25 protein-coding genes and 1 pseudogene are annotated in these 22,156 nt (G+C 63.0%); 11 read left to right on the top strand and 15 right to left on the bottom strand.

The window, feature by feature from the left end; genetic code table 11:
• Positions 1 to 109 precede the first annotated feature (109 nt).
• The 8 genes from gvpM to C487_RS05710 form a co-directional block, all read right to left on the bottom strand.
• On the bottom strand, positions 110 to 430 hold the full coding sequence (gene gvpM / locus C487_RS05745) for a gas vesicle protein GvpM (RefSeq protein WP_006184750.1): 321 nt from the start codon (positions 428 to 430) through the stop codon (positions 110 to 112).
• Positions 427 to 1,353, bottom strand: a complete 927-nt coding sequence (gene gvpL / locus C487_RS05740) for a gas vesicle protein GvpL (protein ID WP_006184749.1) — start codon at positions 1,351 to 1,353, stop codon at positions 427 to 429. The genes gvpM and gvpL overlap by 4 nt, the downstream gene beginning before the upstream one ends.
• A complete protein-coding gene (locus C487_RS05735; RefSeq protein ID WP_006184748.1) occupies positions 1,350 to 1,688 on the bottom strand; it encodes a gas vesicle protein K in 339 nt (112 codons plus the stop codon). Before C487_RS05735 ends, gvpL begins: the two co-directional genes overlap by 4 nt.
• The gene (gene gvpJ / locus C487_RS05730) at positions 1,685 to 2,230 is read right to left on the bottom strand and encodes a gas vesicle protein GvpJ (protein ID WP_006184747.1); all 546 of its coding nucleotides are present in this window, start codon (positions 2,228 to 2,230) and stop codon (positions 1,685 to 1,687) included. Before gvpJ ends, C487_RS05735 begins: the two co-directional genes overlap by 4 nt.
• Positions 2,231 to 2,313: 83 nt before the next feature.
• Positions 2,314 to 3,231, bottom strand: coding sequence for a hypothetical protein (locus C487_RS05725; protein WP_006184746.1), 918 nt, complete (start codon positions 3,229 to 3,231; stop codon positions 2,314 to 2,316).
• Positions 3,228 to 3,779, bottom strand: coding sequence for an Hsp20/alpha crystallin family protein (locus C487_RS05720; protein WP_006184745.1), 552 nt, complete (start codon positions 3,777 to 3,779; stop codon positions 3,228 to 3,230). Before C487_RS05720 ends, C487_RS05725 begins: the two co-directional genes overlap by 4 nt.
• The gene (gene gvpF / locus C487_RS05715; protein WP_006184744.1) at positions 3,779 to 4,033 is read right to left on the bottom strand and encodes a gas vesicle protein GvpF; all 255 of its coding nucleotides are present in this window, start codon (positions 4,031 to 4,033) and stop codon (positions 3,779 to 3,781) included. Before gvpF ends, C487_RS05720 begins: the two co-directional genes overlap by 1 nt.
• Before the next feature lie 2 nt (positions 4,034 to 4,035).
• Positions 4,036 to 4,659, bottom strand: a complete 624-nt coding sequence (locus tag C487_RS05710; protein WP_006184743.1) for a GvpL/GvpF family gas vesicle protein — start codon at positions 4,657 to 4,659, stop codon at positions 4,036 to 4,038.
• Positions 4,660 to 4,890: 231 nt separating this feature from the next.
• On the opposite strand from C487_RS05710, the gene gvpA reads away from it, so the two are divergent.
• From gvpA to gvpO, 3 genes are read left to right on the top strand one after another with little or no spacing between them, the layout of a single operon-like run.
• Positions 4,891 to 5,175: a gas vesicle protein GvpA gene (gene gvpA / locus C487_RS05705; RefSeq protein WP_006184742.1), complete on the top strand. Its 285-nt coding sequence runs from the start codon at positions 4,891 to 4,893 to the stop codon at positions 5,173 to 5,175.
• 6 nt (positions 5,176 to 5,181) lie between these two features.
• Positions 5,182 to 6,204, top strand: a complete 1,023-nt coding sequence (gene gvpN, locus C487_RS05700; RefSeq protein ID WP_006184741.1) for a gas vesicle protein GvpN — start codon at positions 5,182 to 5,184, stop codon at positions 6,202 to 6,204.
• Between the two features lie 52 nt (positions 6,205 to 6,256).
• Positions 6,257 to 6,802: a gas vesicle protein GvpO, halophile-type gene (gene gvpO, locus C487_RS05695; protein ID WP_006184740.1), complete on the top strand. Its 546-nt coding sequence runs from the start codon at positions 6,257 to 6,259 to the stop codon at positions 6,800 to 6,802.
• A gap of 11 nt (positions 6,803 to 6,813) precedes the next feature.
• Here the strand turns inward: gvpO and C487_RS05690 are convergent, their stop codons facing one another.
• A complete protein-coding gene (locus tag C487_RS05690; RefSeq protein ID WP_006184739.1) occupies positions 6,814 to 7,578 on the bottom strand; it encodes a zinc ribbon domain-containing protein in 765 nt (254 codons plus the stop codon).
• A 230-nt stretch (positions 7,579 to 7,808) separates the two neighbouring features.
• On the opposite strand from C487_RS05690, the gene C487_RS05685 reads away from it, so the two are divergent.
• Positions 7,809 to 8,063, top strand: a complete 255-nt coding sequence (locus tag C487_RS05685) for a winged helix-turn-helix domain-containing protein (RefSeq protein WP_006184738.1) — start codon at positions 7,809 to 7,811, stop codon at positions 8,061 to 8,063.
• A 1,023-nt stretch (positions 8,064 to 9,086) separates the two neighbouring features.
• Here the strand turns inward: C487_RS05685 and C487_RS05680 are convergent.
• The 3 genes from C487_RS05680 to C487_RS20140 all read right to left on the bottom strand — a co-directional run bounded on the left by C487_RS05680 (position 9,087) and on the right by C487_RS20140 (position 11,976).
• The gene (locus C487_RS05680; RefSeq protein ID WP_006184737.1) at positions 9,087 to 10,187 is read right to left on the bottom strand and encodes a hypothetical protein; all 1,101 of its coding nucleotides are present in this window, start codon (positions 10,185 to 10,187) and stop codon (positions 9,087 to 9,089) included.
• Positions 10,188 to 11,282, bottom strand: a complete 1,095-nt coding sequence (locus C487_RS05675) for a hypothetical protein (RefSeq protein ID WP_006184736.1) — start codon at positions 11,280 to 11,282, stop codon at positions 10,188 to 10,190. It lies immediately after the preceding gene.
• Between the two features lie 97 nt (positions 11,283 to 11,379).
• Positions 11,380 to 11,976, bottom strand: a complete 597-nt coding sequence (locus C487_RS20140; protein ID WP_138652131.1) for a hypothetical protein — start codon at positions 11,974 to 11,976, stop codon at positions 11,380 to 11,382.
• A 622-nt stretch (positions 11,977 to 12,598) separates the two neighbouring features.
• Between C487_RS20140 and C487_RS05670 the strand changes: the two genes are divergently transcribed.
• Complete coding sequence (locus tag C487_RS05670) at positions 12,599 to 12,961, top strand: CHY zinc finger protein (protein ID WP_006184735.1); 363 nt, start codon at positions 12,599 to 12,601, stop codon at positions 12,959 to 12,961.
• A gap of 181 nt (positions 12,962 to 13,142) precedes the next feature.
• Positions 13,143 to 15,854: a DNA mismatch repair protein MutS gene (gene mutS, locus C487_RS05665; protein WP_049907960.1), complete on the top strand. Its 2,712-nt coding sequence runs from the start codon at positions 13,143 to 13,145 to the stop codon at positions 15,852 to 15,854.
• A gap of 42 nt (positions 15,855 to 15,896) precedes the next feature.
• On the opposite strand, the gene C487_RS05660 is transcribed toward mutS, so the two are convergent.
• Positions 15,897 to 16,370 (bottom strand): GNAT family N-acetyltransferase, encoded by a 474-nt coding sequence (locus C487_RS05660; RefSeq protein WP_006184733.1) that lies wholly within the window; start codon positions 16,368 to 16,370, stop codon positions 15,897 to 15,899.
• Positions 16,371 to 16,475: 105 nt separating this feature from the next.
• On the opposite strand from C487_RS05660, the gene C487_RS20940 reads away from it, so the two are divergent.
• The 3 genes and pseudogenes from C487_RS20940 to C487_RS21820 all read left to right on the top strand — a co-directional run.
• Positions 16,476 to 16,619 carry a hypothetical protein gene (locus C487_RS20940; protein ID WP_162831887.1) on the top strand — a complete coding sequence of 48 codons (144 nt, stop codon included), beginning with the start codon at positions 16,476 to 16,478 and terminating at the stop codon, positions 16,617 to 16,619.
• A 112-nt stretch (positions 16,620 to 16,731) separates the two neighbouring features.
• Entirely contained in the window at positions 16,732 to 17,190 is a 459-nt protein-coding gene (locus tag C487_RS05655) for a YbhB/YbcL family Raf kinase inhibitor-like protein (protein ID WP_006184731.1), read from the top strand.
• Between the two features lie 65 nt (positions 17,191 to 17,255).
• Positions 17,256 to 17,570, top strand: a pseudogene (locus C487_RS21820) (helix-turn-helix domain-containing protein); the annotation flags it as partial.
• A gap of 103 nt (positions 17,571 to 17,673) precedes the next feature.
• Here C487_RS21820 and nucS read toward each other — a convergent pair.
• On the bottom strand, positions 17,674 to 18,417 hold the full coding sequence (gene nucS / locus C487_RS05645) for an endonuclease NucS (protein ID WP_049907959.1): 744 nt from the start codon (positions 18,415 to 18,417) through the stop codon (positions 17,674 to 17,676).
• Positions 18,418 to 18,554: 137 nt separating this feature from the next.
• Between nucS and C487_RS05640 the strand changes: the two genes are divergently transcribed.
• On the top strand, positions 18,555 to 19,163 hold the full coding sequence (locus C487_RS05640; RefSeq protein ID WP_006184728.1) for a hypothetical protein: 609 nt from the start codon (positions 18,555 to 18,557) through the stop codon (positions 19,161 to 19,163).
• Between the two features lie 39 nt (positions 19,164 to 19,202).
• Here the strand turns inward: C487_RS05640 and C487_RS05635 are convergent, their stop codons facing one another.
• Positions 19,203 to 19,688 carry a hypothetical protein gene (locus C487_RS05635; RefSeq protein ID WP_006184727.1) on the bottom strand — a complete coding sequence of 162 codons (486 nt, stop codon included), beginning with the start codon at positions 19,686 to 19,688 and terminating at the stop codon, positions 19,203 to 19,205.
• Positions 19,689 to 20,048: 360 nt separating this feature from the next.
• Here C487_RS05635 and C487_RS05630 point away from each other — a divergent pair, with 360 nt between their 5' ends.
• Positions 20,049 to 21,983, top strand: coding sequence for a beta-CASP ribonuclease aCPSF1 (locus C487_RS05630; protein ID WP_006184726.1), 1,935 nt, complete (start codon positions 20,049 to 20,051; stop codon positions 21,981 to 21,983).
• Positions 21,984 to 22,156: the final 173 nt, after the last annotated feature.

The raw sequence follows: 22,156 nt of genomic DNA, 5'->3' as shown, positions 1-22,156 counted from the left end.
TCACTCGCACCCGAACAAGAGAGCCACCGGTCTCCCGACGCGTGACCAGTCCGGATGAGACAGTGCGTTGCGTCGCCGCTCGAGGCGACGGGTGCGATGGGAGCCTTTTTCAGTCCGTTTCGTCCCGGCCCGGTCGATCGTCGCGGGCGCTCCCGACGCCGAGTTCGGTCACCCCCTCGTGCTCCGAGTCGGGCGCGGAGTCGTAGTACAGCCGCCGACCAGCGGCCGCCTTGCGGCGGTGTGCGTCCCAGTCCTCGAAGAGGCCGTATTCGTTCATCGTCTCCATCCCGGCGATCGCCGCAGTGAGTTTGATCCCGACCAGCGGAACCTCCGCGACCGAGACGATCACGTCCGCGCGGAGGATCGCGCCGTCCCTGAGCAGTACGTCGAGCACGTCGACGAGGCTCTCGTCGTCCTTTCGCGGTCTCATGGTCGTGAGTTCGCGTGCTCGGTCGCGGTTCCGTCGCCGTCATCGCCGAACTCCGGCGCGAACGTGTACGGCGGCCACGGGCCGGTGAACCGGACCTCGAGCCCGTCGTTTGCCGCCACGTCGTCGAGGATCGAGCCGATCGCCCCCTCGTCGTCCTCGTGGGCCAGCAGGGTGAGCCGACAGAGGGTCTCCCCGTCGTCGCTCGCGGTCGAGCCGCTGCCGGCTACGTCGTCCGACAACTGCGCACTCGGCGACCGCTCGAGCGCGTGGACTTCCCGCGCCTCCGCTGCCAGTCGCTCCTGGAGGTCCGCGGTCACCGACTCCCGGCGGGCCGCCCGGCGTTCGGTCAGCCGCTGCTCGAACTGCTGCTCGAGCAGGAAGGCCGTCCCCTCGTCGGCGTCGGCGATCCGCTCGTCGAGTTCGCGCAACCGCTCGTCGCGCTCGAGCAGCGCCGCGTCGTCGATCGGGTCGATCTCGACGACCTCGACGCGGTATTCCCAGTGGTCGGCCAGGCCGTCGAGCGCCCGCTCGAGGGTATCCCGCTCCTTGCGGAGCCACTCGCGGACGCCGTCATCGTCGCCCCGAAGGATCGTATCGAACTGGAACGGGATCGGCGTCCCGAAGGCCTGACCCGCCTCGTCGACGACCGTCTGGTGGCGGACGAGCCAGCGCCTGATCTGGGCGAGGTCGCCCGAGTCGTAGATGCCGTCGCAGGCGTGGACGACCGCGCCGATGCCGTCCGCGGTGACGATCGAAACCGGCTCTCCGTCGACGCCGGTCGTCTCGAGCGTGGCGTCCTCGTCGGCCCGAACGAGACAGTAGAGGTACCGTCCCTCGTCGATCGCGGGAGCGTCGGCCGGCTCCGCAGCTCCCGCCCCCGCGGTCGTCTCGAGTCGATCGGCGGACCCGTCGCGGTCGCTCATTCGGACTCACCTCCGAAGACGGAGTGGCCGGGGCTCGTCGTCGGCTCGCCGTGGAGTTGTTCGATCGCGTCGTTGACCAGCCCGTCCAGATCGCTTCGAAGATCGTCGACGCCGTCCTCGATCCCCTCGTCGGCTTTGAGCCGGTCGATCTCGGCCTCGATCCTGGCGAGTTGGCCGCCCAGCCGCTCGATCTCCTCGTCAGTGAGGGTCCCCGACTCCATGCGCCGGACCGCCTCGCGCTCGAGGGCGTCGATCAGGATCTCGACGACCGCGATGACCAAGGTCATCAGCCCGTCGCGCGCGTCCTCGCCGTCGCCGACGTCGATCGCCGTCACGGCTCGTCACCCGCCGATTCGGTCTCAGCCTCCGCTTCGGGAGCGCCCTCGTCGCTCGAGTTGCCGTCGGCGTCGTCGCTGAGCAGGTCGAACCCGCCGCTGGTCGGCTGCCCGGGGTCGGGCCTGGAACCGAGCCGCTCGCTGACCATGGTCTCGTCGGTGACGGCCCGCTCGCTCTCGGTCGACTCGCCGCCCTCGTCGTCGCTCGAGGACCCCGCCTCGCCGTCGGCGTCGTCCGCGGCCGTGATGTTGACGCCGCGGGTCGGATCGATCACCGGGTTCGGACGGTCCTGCTCCGCGATCTCGGGGTCGTCGACCGCCTCGGCGACCCGACGCATGTCGGTTCCCTCGGGGAACTCGAGGCCGTACGTCGCCGCGGTCTCGAAGGACGCGATGGCTGCCCGGACCTGGACGCCGAGCAGTTGGGTATCGCCGATCGAGACGGCGATGTCGGCGTTGATGACGATCCCCTTGTCCAGCAACATCTCGACGACCTCGGCCAGATCAGCCTTCTGGCGGCTGGGCTGGAAGTCATCGACCATCGCGATCACCTCCGGAACGGGTCACCGCGGCGCAGTCGGTCGTCGCACTCACCTCGCTGTCGGTCGGTCGTCGGAGTGGTGGGTCAGTCATTGGGTTGCCTCCGCTGTCGTTCGCGCTCGAGTTCGAACCGCCGGCCGTAGATCCGCTTGCGGCTGGGGGCCGTCGAGAGCTTCACGTCCTGGGGCACCGTCGCGTACCGGGCCCCGCCGCCGAGGTCGCGCCGGTCGACGGGCATCGTCGAGGCCGCCATCGGGTTCCGCGAGTTCGTCCCCCTGTCCTGGCGGCGCATCTTCTCGCGGTTGAACTCGTACAGGTGCTCGAATGCCTCGTGGGTCTCGAGCAGCGCCGTCCGGAAGGCGTCGATGCCCCGCATCGCCTGCTGCTGGATGGCGACCTGATAGGCCGCCGGATCGTCGGCGACATCGATATCGCCGAGGGCTTGCTTCGCCGCGGTACCGGCGTCCATTCCGGTGTCGAGCACGCCGTCTCCGTCGTCACCGAGCAGCCCGTCACCGTCGTCGCCGGTCGCGATATCCGACACCGCATCCTCGACCAGTCCGGCGTCGTCGCCGTCCGCGAGTTCGTCGAGAGCGTCGTCCAGTTCGCGTTTGTTCTCCCAGACGGCGGTCAGGTCGGCGGCGTTCCAGGCGTTCAACAGGTCGATCGCGCCGATCAACTCCGTGACGTCGACGAGGTCGGTGACGCCCTCGTCCTCGGTGGCCAGCACGTCCGGGGCCGCCCCGAATTCGATCGCGTTGAGGAAGGCGTCCCCGTCGACCGCGTCCGGTAACTCGCTCAGATCGAGCGCCTCGAGCAACTCGCCGACTTCCTCGGCGACCCGTTCGAGGGTATCGAGGTCGCCGACGAGCGTTTCGATGGTGTCGTCGTCGAGGTCGTCGATCGCCTCGCTGTTCGCGAGGGTCTCCTCGAGTCGACCGAGGCTCTCTGTCGCGTCCGCGATCAGCGCGTCGAACGCCGTCTCGGTGTCGTTGTCGCTCATTCGTCGTCCTCCTCGTCCGTCGATCCCTCACTCGCCGCCGCACCGGGCCGGATGCGAACGGTGAGGACCCCGTTCTTGATCGTCGCGCTCGAGTCCGGTTCCTGCCAGGGAACCTCGATGCGGTCGATTTCGATCCCCTCGACGGCGACGACGAGCATCGTCTCGTCGAAGCCGACCGTGATGTCGTCGGGATCGGCACCGGCGACGTCGGCGGTGACGAGCAGTTCGTCGTCGTCCGTTCGGGTCGCCACGTTGTGATCGCTCGAGGGACCCGTCGATCGGCGACGACGGTCGCCGCCGTCGCGGTCCCGGCGGGCATCGTCCCCGGTTCGATCGAGCGGCGACTCGGCAGCGAGATCGTCGGCCGATCGGATCGAGATGTCGTAATCGAAAATCGTGCGGTCGCTCCGTCGCCGCCCCGAGGTCGACGCCGAGCCGTCCTCGAGCGATTCCAGCGCGGACAGCAGGCTGGAGAGCCAGTGGTCGTCGTCGGCTCGGTAGTCGTCGGGCGATTCGTCGCGGTCGTCGTGCGGGGGCGTCTCACTCATTATCGTTTCACCTCCACGCGGCCGCTCGAGAGGCGTTCGTGGACCTCGCGGGCGGTCTCGAGTTCCGCCTCGAGTTCCTCCTTGCGACGCCGGTACTCTGCTTCGGGGCGCTCGCCGAGTTCGTACAACAGTTGGTTCTCCTTGAGGGCGTCCTCGAGTGCCGCCATATCGTACAGCTCGTCGAGCGCGATCGAGTGGAGCGCGTCGATGATGCCGACGAACGGCCGAAGCAGGAGGTCGTCGAGGATGAACATGGTTACTGTTGGGCTCCGATTGTCACGTCCACGAAGCTGTAGGGCGCGAACGGACCCGTGTACTGGACGATCACGTCGTCGTGGTCGGCCTCGAAATCGGCGACCGCTTCGTCGAACGCCTCGCGGTCGTCCTCGGCGACGAGATACGAGCGGTTCAGCACGAGTCGATCGCTGAACAGGCCGTTGGCGACGGACTGGTCGGCGATCGGTTCGAAGCGATCCGCGGCGTCCGCCTCGATGGCCTCGCGGTCGATATCGGCGTCGGCCTCGCTGACGAGCTTGAGGCCGAGTTCGACCGTCCCTTCGATGTCGTTCATCGCGCGCCTGAACGCCGGTCGCGCCCCGCGGAGGACGTTCTTCAGTTCCCGGTCGCTCTCGAAGGCCATACCGAACTGCATCGGGACGACGGTCGTCCCGCCGTCGTAGGCCATGATTTCCCGGAGGACATCGTCGTGGCGCTGTGCATCCTCGTCCGTCTCCTCGGGGTCGGTGGTGTCGATATCCGAGACGACGGCACCGAGCCGGCGATGCGAGATCGTATAGACGCGATCGGCACCGGCGACGGCCTCGGTTTCGAACTCGACGGTGTCGCCTTCGACGACGCCGTAGACGTATCGGTTACTCATCGTTTCAGTGGGTGCGATAGCAGTACTCGTCCGAACGCTGCGGGCGAGCGTGCTCGAGTATCGTCGTCGAGACTACACCACCGCACCGGGTTACCGTGATGCTTGCAGACGCAGCCCACACCGGCTCCCTCACCGGCGAGTCCGCTAACGTCGCATCGACGGAGACTCGGTCACACCGGCTTGCAGTCGCAGTCCAAGCCGTGTTACGAACTGCCGGACAAGCACGGGTGTATGGCACACCCACAACGACGGCCCGACTCTTCGAGCCTCGCGGAAGTACTGGACCGCGTCCTCGACAAAGGCGTCGTCATCGATGTCTGGGCGCGCATTTCGGTCGTCGGGATCGAACTGCTGACGATCGAGGCCCGCGTCGTGGTCGCCTCGGTCGACACCTTCCTGCACTACGCGGAGGAGATCGCGAAAATCGAGCAGGCCACGGCGGAGGGCGATCTCGAGGAACTCGAGAAACTCGAGGTCGAACCCCGCCCCGAATCGTCGCCGAAGTCCGCGGAGTAACACTCCATGGTCGACGATACGTCGCGCAAGCGAACGGTCCGCGGCACGAAGATCAGGGCCAGTCGGGAGCAGAAGGAGGGCCGCAAGGCGAAGAAAACGCTCGCACGGGCATCGAACGCCGACGAACGCAACGGCGACACTCCCCTCTCCGACCCCGAGGAGGTCGTTCCCGAACCGTTCGTCGAGACCGACGCGGTCCGGTCGCTGCGCGGCAGGATCAGCGGCTGGCTCGAGGCGGACCAGCCGGTCCACCTGATCGGGCCGACGGGGTGTGGTAAGACGGCGCTCGCCCTGTCGGCCGCCGCCGAGCGCGACCGCCCGGTCGTCTGGCTCAACGGCGACGAGGCGGTCGACACGGAAGCGCTCGTCGGCTCCCACGCCGGCGGCGAGCGCTACGAGGAACACGACCGATACGTGAGCGGCGTCGACAAGAAGACCCAGATCGTCCGCGAGCGCTGGGTCGATAACCCGCTGTCCGTCGCCGTCCGGGAGGGGGCGACGCTCGTTTACAACGAGTTCTCGCGCAGCGACCCCGCCGCGCACAACGTCCTGCTGTCGGTCTTCGAGGAGGGCGTCTTGGAGCGGCCGGGCAAGCGCGGCGCGGACCGGACGATCGACGTCCACCCCGAGTTCCGGGCGATCGTCACGTCGAACGACGCGGAGTACGCCGGCGTCCACGAGCAACAGGACGCACTGCTCGACCGGTTCATCGGCATCCACGTCGACTACTACGACGCGGAGACCGAACGCGAAATCGTCGGCGCGCACGTCGACCTCTCCGCGGACGATATCGCGGCCATCGTCGAGACGACGCGGGCGCTCCGGGACGCCCTCGAGATCGTCGTCGGCACACGTGCGGCGATCACGGCCGCGACGGGACTGGCCGTCTTCGACGGCCACGACGGGGACGGCGAGTTCGACGACGAAACGCTGTGCCGCGTCTTCACGGACGTGCTCGCGCCGAAGGTCGCCGGCGAAGGCGGCAGCGATATCGACGACCTGCGATCGCGGGTCGCCGAGACCATCTGACGCGACGCGGCGGCGGTCGAACACAGAACGGACCGCAGACCACACCACGAAAATGGCCGAAGCCGACGCCCAATCACGAGAGCAGTGCAAGGCCCTCACCGAGGACGGCGAGCGCTGCTCGCGCCCCGCCCGGGACGACGGCTTTTGCTACCAACACGACGAGAGTGATCCCACAGTGAGCGACAGTCAGCCACCCCAATCGGAGGATCAGGCCGACGAACAGGCCGACCGCGGCGAGGTCGACGAACCGCGATCGCGCGGGACGACGCCCATGACCGCGGCCGAGAAGACGGACCCCGACGAGGTCGAGGCGGACATCGATGTCGACCAGGCGGAGATCGCGGGTATCCTCGCCGTTCGGCAGACCGTCCGGTCGACCGCCACCGACCTCATCGGCCACGAGTTCGACGGCGTCAGCGAGATCACGCCGACCGACGAGGGCTGGCGGGCCGTCGTCGAGGTCGTCGAGCGCCGGGCCGTGCCGGACACGCAGGACATCATCGGCCGCTACGAACTCGAGCTCGACCCCAGCGCGACCGTCCACGGCTACCGCCGGGTCGACCGCTATCGGCGCGGCGACACCGCCCAGTTCGAATAACGCTCGAGCGCTCAGTCCGGGCGTCCGCCGTCGGCGGCGAGCGCCGGGCGATCGCCGGGATGCGACGACTCATTCGGGCGGTAGTCACAGCACCGGCCGGGGTAGTAGCGTCGGGCGAGGACCTTCGCGGCGTTGTAATCCGCGGCCACGGTGTCGACGTGGCAGTTCGAATTCGTGCATCGAACGGTCGTGTTCAGTTCTCGAGTCCCGAGGACGCCGCAGGCGTGACACTCTTGCGTGGAGTAGGCTTCGGGGACCGCGGCCACCGGGAGTCGGTACTCGGCGGCGACGGTCCGGAGCCGGAGGTGTGCCGCTGAGAGGAGCCATGTCGAACCGCGGTGGGCGTTGGGAGCGGTCAGCCACGCCCACAGGTCCGGACTGTAGTGGCTGTCCTCGGTGACCAGCACCGGATCGTCGTAGGCGGTCGCGTACTCGCAGACCGTCCGCGCCGCGGCATCGAGGGCCGCGACGAGGGCGTCGCGACGCTGTTGGACGTAGGCGGCGATGGTCGGTCGATCGTACGTACTGGCGAGCACGGCGGCGGCCTCGCGGCGGAAGTCGTCGAGTCGCTGGCAGAGGTCGTCCCCACAGACCGCGTGCGCACCCCGCCAGTCCGGGAGGTCGATCGGGCAGGCCGTATAGATGTTGTATTCGCCGATGTCGACACCGATCGGGGTTTCCTCGCGGTCAGTTCGGGTCCCGTCGATGGAGGCGGAGTGGAGCGATGCGTCTCTCGCGTCGGGGCTTTCAAGGCCCCGTGAAGTGTCGTTTGACATGGCTTGCGTCCCATGGCTACGCGAGCCGTGCGGACCCGGTGTTGGTGGCACCGGTCCGCATTTTCCGAGCGGACCAGGACAGGCAGATCCGCGTGTGGCTCGCGTTATCGGATAATACCCGTTCCACTGAAATAAATGTGTTGACGATACCGTAAATTGAGATTGATGGTATTGACTAAACATTCTAGGCTACCGACAAGTGTAAGGAGAACTCCGACAGTGTAGGGGTAATGAGGAAGCGGGCGGACTGGATGGTCAAAGCCGACGAGATCATCCTTGAGATCCTTGAGGGCGGTCTCATGCTCGGCCCCACAGCGATCGCGAAAAACGGCGATCTGTCTCGTCAGCACGTGACAAATAGATTGTCTATTTTGGTCGCGTACGAATTCGTGGAGCGAGTCGAGGACGGATACTACCGAATCACCGATCGTGGACGGCTATGGCTCGAGGGCGAGATTGACGCGAGCGAACTCGAACCGAAGTAATGGGAGCACGAACGACCTAGCCTGCGTTTCCCCGGTTTGTTTTTAATCACTCCTCCCTCAAAACAGATCGTCAGATAGACCTTCCAATTTATTCCATCATGTAGTATTTCCCATTGTGAGTATCAATTCGAGAATTGTAATAAAAACATACGCACATATAACTGTCACAATGATATGTAATATATTATTTGAGATCCCAATTGCTGGACTTACGATATCAGAGACTGTCACGGCAATTGTCATTCCCACAATATAGGCTATTGTTCTCTTTGACCAAAATTTTCTCCGCTCCGTGCCCATAATAGTTGACTTACTTATATGATTAAAAGACTGGTGCTTTAGGCTGTGTTTCTGGACCTGCCGTGAACACAGGCTATTCGATGACCTTTCAGATCATCCGAACGATGTGTGCTTATAAATTCGCTCACCAGACCCAAAATATGATGAATTTCCAGACAATAGTCTATTCAATATACACACGACAATCGGCAACTCGTGTGCATATTAGGGAATCGGATTCTGTCGACGTGCGACCCCAGGCAGTTGAATCAGGATAACACTTCAACATCTTCTATTTATAGAATGATTGGCCGAGCGTCAAGATAATTATAATATCACCCAACTTTTGCTGCGAGTTCTCGCTCACGAGTGCAACGCTTGTAACTTTCCCGCAGCGGTATGTTCTCCCAACGTATGGTTCAGTTGCAGCTATACTAGCCGATAAGGAGTGGAAAGGTAAAATCACATCCACAACATGTGAAAGACAGGTCAGCCACTTAGCCTGCCGTAGCGAAATTCGAGAGAACAGACACCGAATCAGTCCATGTCGAAGTCATCAAGGGAGTGCTCGCCTTCCTCGAAATCCTCCTTCGCACGCAAGAATGCAATCTCCCCGGTTTCCTCCGGAACCTTCGAATCGATGTATGTGTTTACCCCCAGAAATCGCAGGAGGACAGTAGGTTCAAAATCGGGGAATTCAATTAGAAATCCGTAAAATTCGACCGCCGNTGAGAGATATATAAATCAAATAGAGGGTGCTGTTTTCAGCCGTCTCAGTGGCTCAGCCAGGAACTCTATGGGGGTAAACACATGCGAATCGATAAACTTCTCTCGCACCATTGATTTGATAGCGCCCGCATCTTCCGAACCCCACATTATCTTATAATCACGCTCATCTACAACATCAGAATCCTCCTTCAAAATTCCATGCTTGAGCCCAAACTCAAGCAAGATGTCAACCTGATCCTCTGCTAGAGACGTCATCGCACCACGATCATTCCCAAAGTAAATATTATCTAAAAATGCCTCCTCAAACTCATTTTCATAGAATTCCTTTGGATTCTCCTTATCACCCAGCTTGTCCAAATAGAGATCCAAACACACCTCCCCGACCGGGAAGACAGGGTGTGACGTGAGAGAATACTTGATGTCATCGTTCTCAGCAGCTGTGGGATCAATTCCCCGCTCACAAAGTTGTTGGAAGTCGGGAACAGCCATTTTTCCATCGTGATACGTTATTGTTTTAGCATCTTCCATCTCTTCTTCCTCTTCATTATATTCTGCTGAACGAAGCAACTTCCAGACAGCGTAGTACTCAGGATCGGTACCAGCCTTTAGAATCCGGACATCGGCATCAGGAATATCGATATCGCGCGTGATAGTCACGTACTGCACCGTTCCCAATTCCAAGCCAGAACAATTGATATGCGTTTTCAGGGCCTCCATCATCTCATCATCACTGGCCAGTTCGTGTGTTTCGTTCACCCCAGACATCCACTCAGTGTAATTATGACCCCCAACACAGCAGGAAACAAAACACAGGTGAACGCTATTGGACTGGAATTTTGCCAGCAGTACCTCCGCATTCGAGTCCCCGAACTCATACAGTGGATCAACAACAGTAGCCTCAAACCCGGCTTGTCCAGAAGAAAACGCATTCACAATATCCCGAAATAGCCGATACTCAGCTTCAAAATTCGACTGGAAAGACCGCTCGTAACTCTCGCGTGCACCTTCCTCGTCGATCGAGTTTACCTTCTTGCGGAATAGTTTCTCAAAGTCCTTCTTGTCTTGTGGCCCGAGCTGCTGATAGTACTCGTTATCGTAATGTTCTGGCCCTCTCATTCATGCGACCTTCTTCGGCTTACAATCGGCATCGAAGTGATCACTGATAAAGTTATACAGTCTAAGTGACTGATCAACATCAGTGAACTCTCGCGGGTAGATCCGAATATCGTTCCCCTTTGTCTTCATCGTCGTACGCTCCTGCGTGGTATCGTCAATAACTTCTGCTTCAAAGGATCGGATTTCTGGCTGCAAATAGCAATCTGCAACGCTGAATTCCCAAAATGAACTGTTCAATTGGGTTGGCAGTGACTTGATGGGCTCTGCTGAAATACCCTCCTCAATTTCCACGGCCCACGGTCTACTTACCGTAAACTGCTCTTCTTCGGAAATGAAAGCACTTTCCGTTTGTTCGTAGGAGCCAGTATTTGCGTACCGCACGACCTCTTCCACTCTCTCAATCTCCTGCTTCAAGCACCCCCATAACGTCTCGAGACCACCCTTCGAGTGCACGAACGTCCCATCGCTCTTTATTTTGAATTTGAACTGGTTCGGGCACTCAAACGTCATAATGGACGGCAACACGCCGTAATTGTACCGCATCTCTCGATACGTTTCTAGCCCATCATTAGCCCGATACTGGATCGAGCGTTCTGTATCCGGTCTCCGTTGCGCTGTAATCGGTTCATCAGCAGATCGACGAGCGCTAAAGAAGGGAATCATCACGTTCTCGTGCTCCGAGACAATCGCCTTCCGTGTCTCATCGATCTCACGCTTCGACAGCATCAACCGTCCAACGTTCTGGGTTTCCTGCAAGAACCGGATGATGGTGGGTGGGATTTGATCGGTCTTATTCGCGTTCGTTAGGAAGATCGGTGCAGTGTTGTCAAGGAAGATATAGCTATAGACCGGCTCTTCATCAACCGTCGTGTGTATCCGTAGCAGATCGTCATTCTCCTCAAGGACGTTGAACCGCTGTTTGAGTAGTGGGGCGAACTTGGCTGGGTCGTCCAAGTTGTTCACAGCAGCAATAATGTTGAAACTCCCTGTCAACTTCTCCTGCCGGTACTGCTGATCAAGGTAGCTGATGAAGGACTCTCGACTCTCGAATTCCAGGCCACTCAGTCCTAGGAAGTCACCAGTCGTATCACTCACTGGTCTTGCACCTCCTACGAGATGCGGGAGAAAGCGAACTTTGGATCATATATAAGCGCATGTACACAATTCAGTTAGTTCTTGCGGGTAGTCTCTATCACAGTTCTTCCGGGTAATCAACGTCAAACGACTCTGTTCTGATGATCTTGTCTCGTACATCGTTTAGCATACCAATTTTGTTGTACAGATCCTCCTGATCACTGTCTGAGACTGGCATTGAATTTGCTCCAGTTCTACTGCCACCGTTGCTAACTGTTGCGACATGTTCTTGGCTGCCGATTTCGCGGATGATGGATTTGTATCGAAGAACCTTTGAATAAAACTTGACAGCTCCCTCCAGTTCGTTCCCACCGAGTATCCCACCAAGAAGACCGATTCGGGCTGCGGTGGTGCTGTACACGGTGGTAGGGATCGAGTCTTCGGCAGGTACATCGTCAGCAGACAGTTGGCGATTTGGAGGGGCTCTGATTCGATCCATATGTTCTGCACAAATCTTGATTCCGTCCATTTCCCCGACCTCTGTGATCAGTGCCCTGTGTAGTTTCTTCTTTTCCCATACTTGCCGTGCAGTGTACACAAGAATCGCAGAGAGGAAAGAAACACCAACGCCCACAAACAATGATAGCAATGTGCTTGACGACTGTGCTTCCTGTTGTAAGAGAGTGACTGCAAAGTGCTTGCCGAGTCCGGTCATGTGGTTTAGCTGATTATTCTCATGGTATATGAGATGATTGGTTCAGGAATCTATTAGTACTATAGTCGATTCCCTTAGCAGTAGTTGGTAGTACACCTTCTTTATTTAGAGTTGGTCGCGAAACTCGCGTTCAGTACAGGTGGAGTACTTAGTGTTCAGCCATAGTCTAATCGCATGTGTTTACCCCCATAGAGTTCCTGGCTGAGCCACTGAGACGGCTGAAAACAGCACCCTCTATTTGATTTATATATCTCTCAGNCGGCGGTCGAATTTTACGGATTTCTAATTGAATTCCCCGATTTTGAACCTACTGTCCTCCTGCGATTTCTGGGGGTAAACACATACGTCTAATCTTTCCTCCTAAGCGGACTCGACAACACTCATTATCGAGGTCCTAACCTCTCCTACTGCTGGAGCAGCACGTTGTATCGTCTCAAATCGGCCAGTTCGACTTACTGCCAGCACGCCGCGCAGAGCGCGCCGCACAATTCCCCTGCCCTGTCGAGGCACGGATAGAGCAACCCGTCGGACTCCAGCGGAACTGTCCCTCGAGCCACGAACACCTCTCGACCACTCCCCGCCAACCACAACACCGAAGCACTCGCCGGCCCTCGAGCCACGCGTGCACTCGATCGGCGGTCACACGGTCCACGGCGTCGCAGTCGGTCCGGAAACCCGGTGTGCCCACTACGACACCGACCGCGACGTGGTCGCGTTCAAATTCGCCTGCTGCGAACGCTACTACCCGTGCTTTCGGTGCCATGAAGAAACGACCGACCACGAGGCCGTCCCGTGGCCTCGAGCCCGGTTCGACGAGCCCTCGGTCCTGTGTGGCTGCTGCGGGACTCCACTCACCGTCCCCGACTACCTCGCGGCCGAGTACGATTGCCCGGCCTGTGACGCCCCGTTCAATCCCGGCTGTGCGAACCACGCGGCCCTGTACTTCGAGACGACCGCGTCGGACGCGAGCGAGAGTCGCAACTGACAGTCATCGCACACCAGATCGCACGGCGGCGTTGCGATCAGTGTGTCAATCGTTTCAGGTGCTACTGTAACGTCGCCGCATCGAGCGACAGCGACGCCCTCGAGCGCCCCGGTCGTATCCGCTCCCGTCCCGTCGGTCGTGTCCAGCAAGGTATTTGAGCGTCGGGCGGCCGCTTTCGAGCATGGATTCGGCGCTTGGCCCTCCGGACGCGATGGCCGAGAAACGCGACGAGCTGACGCCCATGATGGCGCAGTATCACGATCTCTGTGCGCGCTACGACGACGCGATCGTACTCTTTCAGGTGGGCGACTTCTACGAGACGTTCTGCGGCGCGGCCGAGCGCACCGCGCGCCTCCTCGAGATCGCGCTGACCAGCCGCGAGGACTCCACCGGCGAGTACCCGATGGCCGGCATTCCGATCGACAACGCCGAGTCGTACATCGAGACGTTGCTCGAGGCCGGCTACCGCGTCGCCGTCGCGGACCAGGTCGAGGAGCCCGGCGAGACATCGGGCGTGGTCGAGCGCGCGGTCACGCGGGTGATCACGCCCGGGACGCTCACCGAGGACGAACTGCTGGCCGGCGACGACAACAACTTCGTCGCGGCGATCGCACGCGACGACGAGCGACTCGGTCTCGCCTTCCTCGACGTGTCGACGGGCGACTTCTACGCGACGAGCGCGACCGCGGCCGGGTCGATCGCCGACGAGGTGAGCCGATTCGCCCCTTCGGAGGCCGTCGTCGGCCCCGACGCAGCCGCCGACCCCGTTCCCGACGACTGCATGGTGACGCCGTTCGACGCGCGCGCCTTCGATCGCGAGCGGGCCGGGGCAACGCTCTCCGCGTACTTCCGCAACCCCGACGCCCTGCTCGCCGGGGACGCCGAAATACGGGCCTGCGGCGCGCTGCTCGCGTACGCCGAGTACGTCCGCGGCGGCGAACACGAGGGCGAACGCGGCGACACCGACACGGAACGCGTCGCGGCCGTCGTCGAGGGCGACGCGGACGCGCACCTCGAGTACATCACGCAACTCACCCGCTACGATCCTCGCGAGTACCTGCTGTTGGACGCCGTCGCCCTCCGCAGCCTCGAACTGTTCGAACCCCGGACCGTCCACGGACGGGACGACTCCACGCTCGTCGGCGTCCTCGACGAGACCGCGAGCGCGCTCGGCGGCCGTACGCTCAGGGACTGGCTCCGCCGGCCGCTGCTCGATCCCGCCCGGATCGAGGCGCGCCACGATGCGGTCGCCGAGTTGCAGTCCGCCGTCCAGCGGCGGGAACGACTCCACGACCGGCTGCGGGAGGTCTACGACCTCGAGCGGCTGATCGGCCGTATTTCGCGCGAGCGAGCCAACGCGCGGGACCTGTGCTCGCTGCGCGAGACGCTCGCGGTCGTGCCCGAGATCAGGGACCTCTTGGCCGACGCCGACTGTGAGCGCCTGCGGGACCTGCACGAGGCCCTCGACCCCCTCGTGGATGTCCGCGAGTTGATCGCGGACGCCATCGTCGACGAGCCACCGATCGAGATCACCGAGGGCGGGATCATCGCGACGGGGTACGACGACGACCTCGACGAGCTCCGCGGGACCGCTCGAGACGGTAAGCGGTGGATCGACGAGCTCGAGGAGCGCGAGCGCGAGCGGACGGGGATCGACTCGTTGAAGGTCGGCCACAATTCGGTCCACGGCTACTACATCGAGGTCACGAACCCGAACCTCGAGTCGGTGCCCGACAACTATCAGCGCCGGCAGACGCTGAAGAACTCCGAGCGATTCGTCACGCCGAAGCTGAAGGACCGCGAGGACGAGATCGTCGGTGCCCAGCAGCGCGCGGACGAACGCGAGTACGACCTGTTCTGTGAGGTTCGTCGCGAGGTCGCCGCCGAGGTCGAACGCGTCCAGGGGCTGGCCGACGCGATCGCGACGCTGGATGCGCTCGTCTCGCTTGCGACCGTCGCGGCCCGGTACGACTACTGTCGGCCCGAGATGCTCGAGCACGACGGGCGAGAGGGTCCCGTCATCGATATCGAAGGCGGCCGCCACCCGGTCGTCGAGCGCACGCAGGAGTCGTTCGTCCCCAACGACGCACACCTGACGAGCGACCGCAGGCTGGCCGTGATTACGGGTCCCAACATGTCGGGGAAGTCGACCTACATGCGCCAGGTCGCCCAGATCGTCCTGCTCGCGCAGGTCGGCAGTTTCGTCCCGGCTCACGCGGCCAGGCTGACGCCTGTTGAACGGATTTTCACGCGCGTGGGTGCCAGCGACGACATCGCAGGCGGGCGCTCGACGTTCATGGTCGAGATGGACGAACTCGCGACCATCCTGCGGGAGGCCGACGAGCGGTCGCTCGTCCTGTTGGACGAGGTGGGGCGGGGGACCTCCACCGCCGACGGGATGGCCATCGCGCAGGCGATCACCGAACACCTCCACGACGAGGTCGGCGCGACGACGCTGTTTGCCACCCACCACCATCCGCTGACCGAACTCGCAGAGGCCCTCGCGGCCGCGTTCACGCTGCACTTCGAGGTCGATCAGGACGACGGCGAGGTCGTCTTCCATCACGAAATCGCGCCCGGCGCGGCGACGGGCTCCTACGGCGTCGAGGTCGCGACCGCGGCCGGCGTTCCCGACCCCGTCGTCGATCGCTCGCGGGAACTGGTCGCTGACGCGGCCGAGGAGGACTGCGAGACGGACGGTACCAGCGCTGTCGACTCGAGTGGCGATCCCGGCTCCGAACCGACGGAGAGCGCTACGGGAGCCACGACCGCGGACGGTGGGGACGTGCCGACCGCTGTCGCCGCCGAACTCCGGGCGCTCGATCTCGGCCATCTCACCCCCGTGGAAGCGCTCACCGAACTCGATCGGCTGAAGCGGTTGCTCGAGGAGTGACGACCGCTTACCCATCGTCGGCGATCGATTTCCGATAGAAGATCAGTTCGAAGGGGGCGTCGAAGTCGTCGAATCGCTCGCGATGCACCGCTTCGAAGCCGTCCGCGTCGTACAGACCCCGGGCCGCGGTTTGGGTCGGCCTCGTATCGAGGGCGATCGGGCGCGCTCCTCGAGGTCCCGATATATCTGCCGTCCGTAGCCGCGGCGCTGCACGTCGGGAGCAACGCGCAGTCGAGTCACCTCGACCGCCGCGTCGACGAGGTCGGGAACGAACGTCGCGATAGACGCCGATTCGTCGACCGGTCGAAACGCACCCATCGCGACGATCCGAGCAGCTAGCTCGCCGACCAGAAACTCACCGCCGGTCTCGAGAAACGTCTCCGTGACCGACTCGAGGTCGTCGTCCGGAACGCCCGGGACGTAGGCGTCGGCGTCGCGCATGGCCGTTTCGTGGAGTTCTCGAACGCGGGGGCCGTCGTCAGATCGATACCGACGGATCGTGAGTTCGGTCGCCACATTCAATTATCTGTCACTTCGAGTGAAAAAGCTTCGATTCCGTGGACTCGGTCGGGTTGCAGGGACCGGCACAACGCACAACCGCCTCGGCGAGAAGCTAGCGGTATGTCATACCGAACGACGATGGGGTGGTCCCTCATCACGTCGGGTCTCGTCACGCTGTTGCTCGCCTTCCTCCCGGGCGATTCGCTGTGGTGGGGCATCGGGCTGTTACTCCTCGGGATCGCGATATTCGTCGGTCGCCGGTAGCCGATCGAGAGCGCCACAGCAGCCAGTGACACCGCCGTTCCCGGCTCCGCGTGTAAGTTTCTTCTCTCTCGACGGTGACCGCTGAAACGGGCGCACACGGAGCGTGAGCAACATGGGTGACTTCACACTCGAGAGCCCCGCATTCGACGACGGGGACCGAATCCCGGAGGCGTATGGCTACACGGAGACGAACGTCAACCCACCCCTCGAGATTCACGGCGTCCCCGACGACGCGGAGACCCTCGCGTTGATCGTGGACGATCCCGACGCGAAAGAGCCCGCCGGCACGGTGTGGGACCACTGGATCGTCTGGAACGTGCCGCCGGAGACGGGGACGATTCCGGAAGCGTGGGACCCCGACGACGCGACCGAGGGGACGAACGACTACGGCGATCACGGCTACGGTGGCCCGAATCCGCCGGACAGGGAACACACATACCGGTTCGAACTGCTCGCCCTGGATACGACGCTCGACCTCGACACGGACGCGAGCGCAGCCGACCTCGAGTCGGCGGCGGATGGGCACGTCCTCAAGCGGACGCGTCTCGAGGGGACGTACCCGGCAGCATAGTCAACGACTCCCGTCAGGGACAAACACGTACTACTAACGGAAATTCACCGATCGGACGAGACACGATGACCGAGGCCCTGACCCGTGCGCTCCTCGTCGGTGACAGTGCGCCCCTCGAGGTCGTCGGCCACGACTTCCCTGGGGACGAACCGCTCGCCGTCAGGACGGCCACGACGAGGGCCGCGGCGCTCGAGGTGCTCGCACAGCGACCCCGCTGGGCCGAGGACCGGACCGCCGAGGTGTTCCAGATGCGCGTCCTCGATTCGCTCACGGAGAAACAGGGTCAGGTACTCGAGACGGCCTACAGCGCCGGCTTTTTCGACTGCCCGCGGGAACAGAGCGGCGAAGACGTCGCCGAGACGGTGCGCATCTCGCCGGCCACGTTTTCCAAGCCCTCCGGACGGCCCAGCGAAAGGTCGCGGAGCCGTTGCTCGCCGAGGGGACCGACGCGGGCCGTTGATCCGCCGAAGCGAGGGCGGGCGGTCACTCGGTCGGCGGTTCGAGCGAGACGAACTCGAGGCCGTGTTCGGTCAGGAGCCGACTCGCACGGTCGGTTACCGAGGGAGCGACCAGTATCCCTCGAACGGCGGCGTCGGCGTGGAGATCGCGCTCGAGGGCGTCGACGTAGCGTCGGAGTTGGCTTACCGCGTCCGGCCCGACCCGTCGGCGCTTCAATTCGACCACGACCGCCCGGCCGGCCGCATCCTCGCCGTAGATGTCGACCGCACCCGCGGGCGTCTCGCGTTCGGTCGCCAGCGGCGTGAAACCGGCCTCGAGCACGGTTGGATCCTCGAGAATCCGCTGGCGGAGGTCCTCCTCGGTGCCGACGAGGGCGAGTTCGTTCTCGTCGGTGCCCGAGAACGCCGAAACCTGCAGCACCTCCCGAAACCGGACCCGGAGGCGCTCGTCCGGCGTCGATCGCACGCTCTCGAGAACGAGCGCGCCGTCCTCGCAGACGGCATCGTGTGTACAGCCCGGCGGCTGCCAGTTGACCGGCTGCTGCCCCTCGTCGGTGTGGACCAGCGCCGCCCCGTCGGGCTTGAGCATGACGTGCCGGTCGCCTGCCTCGAGGTGACTCGCGGCTCGGCCCTCGTAGTCGACGGTGCAGCGCCCGTAGACGGTCACGATCGCCGCCCGGTCGATGCCGCGGGCGACGATGTCGCGAGCGGCCGCTGGCGTCGGCTCCTGAAGGGTTTCCGTTCGCGTGCCGTCCACTGAATCAGTCACTGGGCCGTGGTAGTTCGGGCGCGGATAAAAGGTGTCCGCTGTGGTGAGGAGTCCGTCCCGCGTCGGTTGCCGCCGACCGCGCGTGCGAGGTCCAACGCAGAAGGTATATCGGCCCTCGTCCCCGCATGTCAGAGACAATGTCGAATCTGCCGACCCGCCGGGGCTTCCTCGCGCTTACCGGTGCCGGTGCAACCGCATCGCTGGCCGGCTGTTCCCAGTTCGAATCGATCGGTCAGTCGGACGACGACGCGACCGCCGCGGTCACGCTCCAAGTCAGACCGGACGAGGAAACGATCTCGACGCTCGGCGACGAGATACAGTCCGACGTCGAGAGCGGCGATCTCGGTCGACAGGAGGCGCAACTGGAGTACCAGAAGCGACAACGCGAGTTAGTCGAATCCGCTGCAACCGACTTCGAGGACTCGGCTCCGACAGCCATCACGATCGAAAACTCCGAGACCGCGTACGGGCTCTTCCTCGTCACCGGCTCCGACGAGGCGATCCTGCAGTCGCTGCGCGATGGGGCCGTCGGAGCGATCTATCCCGGCGAGCAGTACGATCCGCTCGTCCGACAGCAACAACAGCGAGCCCAACAACTCGAGCAACAGCAGGCACTGCTCGAGCAACAACGGCAAACGGGGGCGGACGGAGAGACGAACGAATCCGAGACCGCGACCGAGACGGCCGCCGGAAACGAATCGAGCGACGGGAACGAATCGACTGCGGGGAACGAGACGGACGGCTAGACGGAGACCGCCGTCTGTCGGCCCGCCCATCGGTGCCGCTCACCGCTCGATGGCGAAGGGACTCTCGCTGTCGGTCCAGTCCCAGCCGGGGAGTCGTTCCTGGAAGCCGGCCGCGAGGGCCGCCTCGCAGTCGTCGATGCCGGCGTTTTCGTCCGCACCGCCGTGGACCCGCACGTCGGCGTAATGGAAGGTCGCTTCGCCGAGCGTCCGCAGCGGCTGCGGGCCGGCGATCGTCGCGGCTAATTCGCGCCCGAGGAGTTCGTCGACGACGAATCCCGGATAATCCCCGTCGACATCGAGTTCCCTGAGGATCGCGATCAGCGCCGCGACGTTGACGGCCAGATCGCCGTCAGCGAAGACGGCGTCGACTGCCTCCCGATACTGTGACTCGGTGACCGCGTCGACATCGGCCCCGAAGGCGTCGCCGAGATCGGTTCGAACGTCGTTGATGAGGGCAACGACCGTCTCCGTTCGATTCACCACCCAGTCACGTTCCGCGCGGACTCGAGTCGGAGTAATGTACATACCGTACTGATACGTCCGACTCCCACGGCCCTGGTTTTTGCGAAGGCTTTTATACCACGCAAAGAATAGCCTCGAGTAAGCGGGTTCTCCCTGGAATTGTCCCGCACGGACCAGGATAACCGATCCGGGAGCGTGTTCGTCAGCTACGGAGTAGGATACGATGAATCGGGAGACGAGACGGAGTGTGAGCGACGTTGTCCCGCGCGGACGACGATGCTCGCGATCGGTTCCGGGACGGTGGCCGCTCCGCGGCGTTCGTCACGGAACCGGGAGTCGTTCTCCGGTCCCGATCCTCTCTCCCCGGCCCGATGCCGCGTTCGATCCCGGACGGCGAGTTCACGCAAGCCACATTCGGCGATTATGAGCACTGTAGAGCAGCAACTCGACGATCTCAAAGCACAGATCACGAGCGAGTTACCGAGCGATATCTCGGTCTCCTCGGTGAAATACGAAGGCCCCGAACTGGTGGTCTACACGCGCGACCCGAAGAAGTTCGCCCAGCAGGGCGACCTCATTCGGCAACTCGCGAGCAAACTTCGCAAGCGGATCACCGTCCGGCCCGACCCCAGCGTTCTCTCGCGGCCCGAACAGGCTCGCGAGGAGATCATGAACGTCATCCCCGAGGACGCGGGCGTCACCGACCTCGACTTCCATGCCGACACCGGCGAGGTCGTCATCGAGGCCGAAAAGCCCGGCATGGTCATCGGCCGCCACGGGTCGACGCTCCGCGAAATAACGAAGAACGTCGGCTGGACGCCCGAAGTCGTCCGCACGCCGCCGATCGAGTCCTCGACCGTCTCGAACGTTCGGAGCTTCCTCAAGCAGGAACGCGACGACCGTCGTGACATCCTCGAGAAAGTCGGCCGTCAGATCCACCGCGAGGAGATGTCCGACGACGAGTACGTTCGGATCACGACGCTCGGGTGCTGTCGCGAGGTCGGCCGCGCGTCGTTCATCCTCTCGACCCCCGAGACCCGGATCCTCATCGACTGCGGCGACAAACCCGGTGCCGAGGACGAAGTGCCCTACCTCCACGCACCAGAGGCGCTCGGCGCGGGCCCACAGACCATCGACGCGGTCGTGTTGACCCACGCCCACCTCGACCACTCCGCGCTGATCCCGCTCCTGTTCAAGTACGGCTACGACGGGCCGATTTACTGTACTGAGCCCACGCGAGACATGATGGGGCTGCTGACGCTCGACTACCTCGACGTCGCGGCCAAAGAGGGCCGGAGCCCACCCTACGAAAGCGAGCAGGTCCGCGAAGCGATCAAACACTGTATCCCGCTCGAGTACGGCGATGTCACCGACATCGCGCCCGACGTCAAACTCACGTTCCACAACGCCGGCCACATCCTCGGCTCGGCCGTTTCGCACTTCCACATCGGCGATGGGCTTTACAACGTCGCCTTCTCCGGCGACATCCACTACGAGGATACCCGGCTGTTCAACGGCGCGGTCAACGACTTCCCGCGGGTCGAGACGCTCGTCCTCGAGTCGACCTACGGCGGTCGCAACGACTACCAGACCGACCAGAAAGACTCCGAGCGGAACCTCAAGGAAGTCATCAAAGAGACCTACGAGCGGGACGGAAAGGTCGTCATCCCGGCGTTCGCGGTCGGTCGCTCGCAGGAGATCATGCTCGTTCTGGAGGAGGCGATGCGGAACGGCGATATCCCCTCGATGCCGGTCCACTTGGACGGCATGATCTGGGAGGCGACGGCGATCCACACGACTTACCCCGAGTACCTCCGGGACGACCTGCGGGATCGCATCTTCCACGAGGACGAGAACCCGTTCCTCGCCGACGAGTTCAATCACATCGACGGCGGCGAAGAGGAACGGCAGGACGTCGCCGACGGCGAATCCTGCATCATCCTCTCGACGTCGGGGATGGTCACCGGCGGGCCGATCATGTCCTGGCTCTCCCACATCGGTCCCGATCCGGACTCCTCGCTCGTCTTCGTCGGCTACCAGGCCCAGGGGACCCTCGGTCGCCGCATTCAGAACGGCTGGGACGAGATCCCCACCAGCGAGGTCGGTGCCATGGGCAACGGCGGCGGCCGCGGCACCCTCTCGCTGAACATGAACGTCGAAACCGTCGACGGCTTCTCCGGCCACGCCGACCGCGCCGGCCTCGAGAACTTCGTCAAGACGATGAACCCGCGCCCCGAGAAGGTGCTGTGCGTCCACGGCGACGAGCGCTCCACGCAGGACCTCTCGTCGGCGCTCTACCACGAGTACGACATGCGCACCTTCGCGCCGAAGAACCTCGAGACCTTCCGCTTCTTGTAAGGACGCGGGACGATCGCTGCCACACGATCGTCCGCGGCGTCGCTTCGGGTCCTGGCATCGATCGCCCGTTTCAGTGTCGCCAGGATTGCACTGGTGCGGCGTGCACACCTCAGACCGAGTAGAGCGGTGTAACCGAGCCGTGACGGCTATCGAGCGACAAAGAGCGGTTCGCG

The organism is Natrinema pallidum DSM 3751, assembly GCF_000337615.1.
Lineage (GTDB): Archaea > Halobacteriota > Halobacteria > Halobacteriales > Natrialbaceae > Natrinema > Natrinema pallidum.
The sequence above is the reverse complement of the archived record's forward strand: the minus strand, read 5'-3'. Positions and strand labels throughout refer to the sequence as shown.

Excerpts from the sequence above, each read along its gene's own strand:
- gvpM (WP_006184750.1), bottom strand. The coding sequence starts at position 430 with ATGAGACCGCGAAAGGACGACGAGAGCCTCGTCGACGTGCTCGACGTA.
- gvpL (WP_006184749.1), bottom strand. The coding sequence starts at position 1,353 with ATGAGCGACCGCGACGGGTCCGCCGATCGACTCGAGACGACCGCGGGG.
- gvpJ (WP_006184747.1), bottom strand. The coding sequence starts at position 2,230 with ATGGTCGATGACTTCCAGCCCAGCCGCCAGAAGGCTGATCTGGCCGAG.
- C487_RS05725 (WP_006184746.1), bottom strand. The coding sequence starts at position 3,231 with ATGAGCGACAACGACACCGAGACGGCGTTCGACGCGCTGATCGCGGAC.
- C487_RS05720 (WP_006184745.1), bottom strand. The coding sequence starts at position 3,779 with ATGAGTGAGACGCCCCCGCACGACGACCGCGACGAATCGCCCGACGAC.
- gvpF (WP_006184744.1), bottom strand. The coding sequence starts at position 4,033 with ATGTTCATCCTCGACGACCTCCTGCTTCGGCCGTTCGTCGGCATCATC.
- C487_RS05710 (WP_006184743.1), bottom strand. The coding sequence starts at position 4,659 with ATGAGTAACCGATACGTCTACGGCGTCGTCGAAGGCGACACCGTCGAG.
- gvpA (WP_006184742.1), top strand. The coding sequence starts at position 4,891 with ATGGCACACCCACAACGACGGCCCGACTCTTCGAGCCTCGCGGAAGTA.
- gvpN (WP_006184741.1), top strand. The coding sequence starts at position 5,182 with ATGGTCGACGATACGTCGCGCAAGCGAACGGTCCGCGGCACGAAGATC.
- gvpO (WP_006184740.1), top strand. The coding sequence starts at position 6,257 with ATGGCCGAAGCCGACGCCCAATCACGAGAGCAGTGCAAGGCCCTCACC.
- C487_RS05690 (WP_006184739.1), bottom strand. The coding sequence starts at position 7,578 with ATGTCAAACGACACTTCACGGGGCCTTGAAAGCCCCGACGCGAGAGAC.
- C487_RS05685 (WP_006184738.1), top strand. The coding sequence starts at position 7,809 with ATGAGGAAGCGGGCGGACTGGATGGTCAAAGCCGACGAGATCATCCTT.
- C487_RS05680 (WP_006184737.1), bottom strand. The coding sequence starts at position 10,187 with ATGAGAGGGCCAGAACATTACGATAACGAGTACTATCAGCAGCTCGGG.
- C487_RS20140 (WP_138652131.1), bottom strand. The coding sequence starts at position 11,976 with ATGACCGGACTCGGCAAGCACTTTGCAGTCACTCTCTTACAACAGGAA.
- mutS (WP_049907960.1), top strand. The coding sequence starts at position 13,143 with ATGGATTCGGCGCTTGGCCCTCCGGACGCGATGGCCGAGAAACGCGAC.
- C487_RS20940 (WP_162831887.1), top strand. The coding sequence starts at position 16,476 with ATGTCATACCGAACGACGATGGGGTGGTCCCTCATCACGTCGGGTCTC.
- C487_RS05655 (WP_006184731.1), top strand. The coding sequence starts at position 16,732 with ATGGGTGACTTCACACTCGAGAGCCCCGCATTCGACGACGGGGACCGA.
- C487_RS05640 (WP_006184728.1), top strand. The coding sequence starts at position 18,555 with ATGTCGAATCTGCCGACCCGCCGGGGCTTCCTCGCGCTTACCGGTGCC.
- C487_RS05635 (WP_006184727.1), bottom strand. The coding sequence starts at position 19,688 with ATGTACATTACTCCGACTCGAGTCCGCGCGGAACGTGACTGGGTGGTG.
- C487_RS05630 (WP_006184726.1), top strand. The coding sequence starts at position 20,049 with ATGAGCACTGTAGAGCAGCAACTCGACGATCTCAAAGCACAGATCACG.